The following is a 3,499-nucleotide window of genomic DNA, read 5'->3' as shown; positions in this document are numbered from 1 at the left end:
TTTTTTCATGTAAAAGCACTGGAGATAAAACCGACTGTGAAGTATTACATGTCGATTTGGTTGAACGCCCTGTTCCAACAGAAGAATTATTTTCTAAAATATCTGTCATTCCATTGGAAACCAATGATAGTTCCTTTCTTGTAAGGCCTGTGAAAGTTATTATAAAAGATAACAGATATTATATTGTCGATGAAGGGGTTCCGGCTGTGTTTTCTTTTGATGAAGAAGGGCATCTTTTGCATAAAATAGGTAAAAAGGGACAAGGTCCCGGAGAGTATCGTGAAATATACGATGCCGTTATTAAAGAAAAAGAAAATGCAGTGTATATGCTGTCTCCATTTGGCTCTCTTTATGTGTATTCTCTGGATGGAAAATTCATAAAAGAAATAAAACTGCCAACTAGGTCGAATTATCAATTGATAGAGGAGTTGGATAGTAAGTATTTCGTTACATGGACATTACCTGCTTCTGAGAATGAAAATTGTATCAGCGTTATTTCTAAAGAGTCTTTCAAGAATGTGAAAGAATTTTGGCATGTTCCTCCCGTTCTCACTACTCTGAATTCTAAACCTTTTTATAATTATGAACATAAAGTATATTTTTCGAATCCTTATCAAAATGAAGTATATGAAGTAAGGACAGATAGCTTACGGGTTGCATACCGTTGGGATTTTGGAAAAGATAATCTTGATTTGAAGGAGTATGGATTCACTTTATTAGAGGATCAAAAGGTTGAGGAATATAAATTAATGTTGCAGTATTTACGTGATTCTACTGTGCCTTATTTATTAAGGCATCAATTTCAGAATAAAAAATATTATTATACCATGTTGACGTTTGGCCTTCGGCATCGGATAAATCTGTTTTATCGAAAGGATGACGGCAAGAGTTTCTTTTTTGAGAAAACAGCGGAGGGTATTTTGCTCCATCCTTTAGCCTTAAATGAAGATTTCCTGACTTGTATTGTTTTCAATGAAGACTTTCCAAACTATGAAAAAGTGCTTCCTCCGGAGGAATATCAGAAGCTGGAAGAGCGTTTAGAAGATGATAACCCCTGTTTAATCAAATTTTATTTTAAATGAAAAATCTTATACTGGTGTTAGGTTGTTTTTTCTTTCTAATCTCATGTCAGCAGACCGAGAAGGAAAGACTTGAAGAACTTGTTAAAAATTGGAATGGGAAGGAGGTACTATTGTAAAGAAAGTGATACTGGATAGATGGGATATATGCATCTCGGTGGATAGTAATGATGAGCGACTCTGCCTGATGACAAAGGAAACGGATGGTGGAGAAGAACGTTATCATTATTATTGTTATCAGTTAAACTGACTTTTTTGTTAGGATGTTACGAGTTTGCTTGATATGTATATTTTTTGTTTTTCAAATCTTTCTTTATGCAGGGGTGGAACAGACAAGCGGGAGGAGACTTTGTTCTTTTCGGGCAATAATCGTGATGAATTTGAAACGGTACTGAATATAATCTATTTTGGAGGAATATTGGAATTAGTTGACTCGTACAAGAGTTCTTGTTTGCGTGTGAAATGAACAGAATGCTTACAAACTGTTTTGTATATCTCTAAATTTGTTATTTAATTTTTTTCTGTCTTTTAGCTTCTTGTTAGGAAATAATATTATTTTTGTCAGTAAAATAAATCGAAATGACAAAAAATGAATTGCTTTCGTGTGTTATTGGAGTGATAATCCTATCACTATTGGTTGGAGCCTATTTCTATCAACGAAATAAGATGGGCATACATAAACAGGCGGAGAATCTATTCGTACAGATGCTTCAAGAAGAGATGGAAAGAAAAGAAAGAGATTTAAATCTATTTCACTTGTTTGCTGAGAGTTCATCTGATACTCTACCTTTGAAAATTTACATTACAACAGCAGAAGGGAAAAAAGCGTACGAGGTTGATTCTTTGAAAAGTAAAAAGAACATTTCTCGGAATCTGAGAAACCGGTCAATACACTCTATCCTATGTGAGAAATCCCATTTATTGCCGGATTCTTTAAATGAACATTGGCGGAGTATGCTTAAGAAAGATCACATTGATACAGAGTCTGCGGTGCGTGTGCAGATGGAAAATCTTCAGGGAAAGATTGTTAGTTCATCAAGTCACGATGGTGTGTGGGATACTTCTTCTGGGATTATAACTTCATATATAGGTAATCGTTGTGAGATAGAGGTCATCGGTCTTTTAGCTTTTAGTTGGAAAACAATATTATGGTATCATTGGCAACCTTTTGGATGGATTGTAATTTGTTTGTTATTGATGCTTTTATTTATCTGCTTTTATTATAAAATGGTGAATCGTCCTCCGGAATTAAAAGAGGTTCCTTATGAGGTTGTCGTTGAAAAGGAAGTCGTTGTTGAGAAAGAGGTGATTCGTGAGATAATAGTTGAAAAAGAAACATCTCCGGAAAAAAAGGCACCTCTAATAAAGCAAATTTGTAAAGTAGAAGGACAACTATATGGTTTACGTTATGGAGTTGTTTTTGATGCCCAGAATAGAGTTCTTAATTGTAATGGCAAGAAAATGTCTTTGTCCCCCCAGCAATGTCAGATTCTAAAGCTTTTTTTAGATGCTCCCGATTATACGGTGACTGATGAGGATATCATTAAGTTTATTTGGAAAGGTCAATCGAACGTTCAGATAAATACGTTTTGTTCTGCCGGAAACAAATTAGGGAAGAGATTAGAGCAAGCTGGTTGTGGTGTTTGTTTCAGGCGTTTTGGAAGCGATCGTTATCGTATGTTGTTCATAGACGACCTTGTTGATAATGATTTGACATAAATGGCAATAAAATTGATAGCAGTTTATCCAAAATCTCTTTTTACCTTTGCTGCCAGTTATTAACACTTATACTTTGAAACCATGAAAAACTATATGAAATTGATCTTTGGGCTTGGTTTAATAGCCCTGGTCGGGTATTGGCCTGCCGCGAAAACTCCTAAGAGAGTAAATTCCTTATTCTTGCAAAATGTAGAGGCGCTTGCCGGTAGTGAACACGTTACCAATTTAGGTTGCTTAGGTGACGGATCTGTAGATTGTCCTATTAACCATATCAAAGTAGAATATGTGGTTCAAGGATTTAGTCTTGGGGAGTGAGTGCTCTTTTATATAAATCTTATCACACTAGAATCATTCATTGCATTATTAACTTGGGTTAGAAAGGGAGTGGAACGATCTACGTTCGAGAAAAGTCTTAGAATCGTCCACTCCCGGATAACCCTTAAAAAAGGAGGTTGCCCGGCACGAAGATAGCGAAAAATTCATTGGAATGAGTAAATGTAGCATATACTTTTTCTACGGAGGAGGTGGCTCCCCGAAAGAGAGACACGACAAACAAAAGAATTACTAACCTCGTAAAAAATATGTAAGTTATGAGTAAGAAGATTTTTGCGGCCCTGATAGTCGCTGTAGTTGCAACTTTTGCAGGCTACAATATATATCAGTCACAGAGAGCAGAAATGTCGATATCGGATTTGGCAATG

At 35.7% G+C, this 3,499-nt stretch carries 5 protein-coding genes; all 5 read left to right on the top strand.

Features of this window, described 5'->3' with window-relative positions; genetic code table 11:
• A partial coding sequence (locus Q0093_RS14755; protein WP_297932001.1) for a 6-bladed beta-propeller occupies window positions 1-1,082 on the top strand: 1,082 nt, incomplete at its 5' end.
• Window positions 1,083-1,170: 88 nt separating this feature from the next.
• Entirely contained in the window at window positions 1,171-1,329 is a 159-nt protein-coding gene (locus Q0093_RS14750) for a hypothetical protein (RefSeq protein WP_008769118.1), read from the top strand.
• Between the two features lie 329 nt (window positions 1,330-1,658).
• Window positions 1,659-2,798, top strand: a complete 1,140-nt coding sequence (locus tag Q0093_RS14745) for a hypothetical protein (RefSeq protein WP_297931999.1) — start codon at window positions 1,659-1,661, stop codon at window positions 2,796-2,798.
• Between the two features lie 93 nt (window positions 2,799-2,891).
• Window positions 2,892-3,113 carry an NVEALA domain-containing protein gene (locus tag Q0093_RS14740; RefSeq protein ID WP_005812429.1) on the top strand — a complete coding sequence of 74 codons (222 nt, stop codon included), beginning with the start codon at window positions 2,892-2,894 and terminating at the stop codon, window positions 3,111-3,113.
• Window positions 3,114-3,388: 275 nt separating this feature from the next.
• Window positions 3,389-3,499: NVEALA domain-containing protein (locus tag Q0093_RS14735; RefSeq protein ID WP_297932003.1), on the top strand; the 111-nt coding region annotated here is incomplete at its 3' end.

Origin of the sequence: uncultured Coprobacter sp. (assembly GCF_947855755.1) — a bacterium.
Taxonomy (GTDB): domain Bacteria; phylum Bacteroidota; class Bacteroidia; order Bacteroidales; family Coprobacteraceae; genus Coprobacter.
The sequence above is the reverse complement of the archived record's forward strand: the minus strand, read 5'-3'. Positions and strand labels throughout refer to the sequence as shown.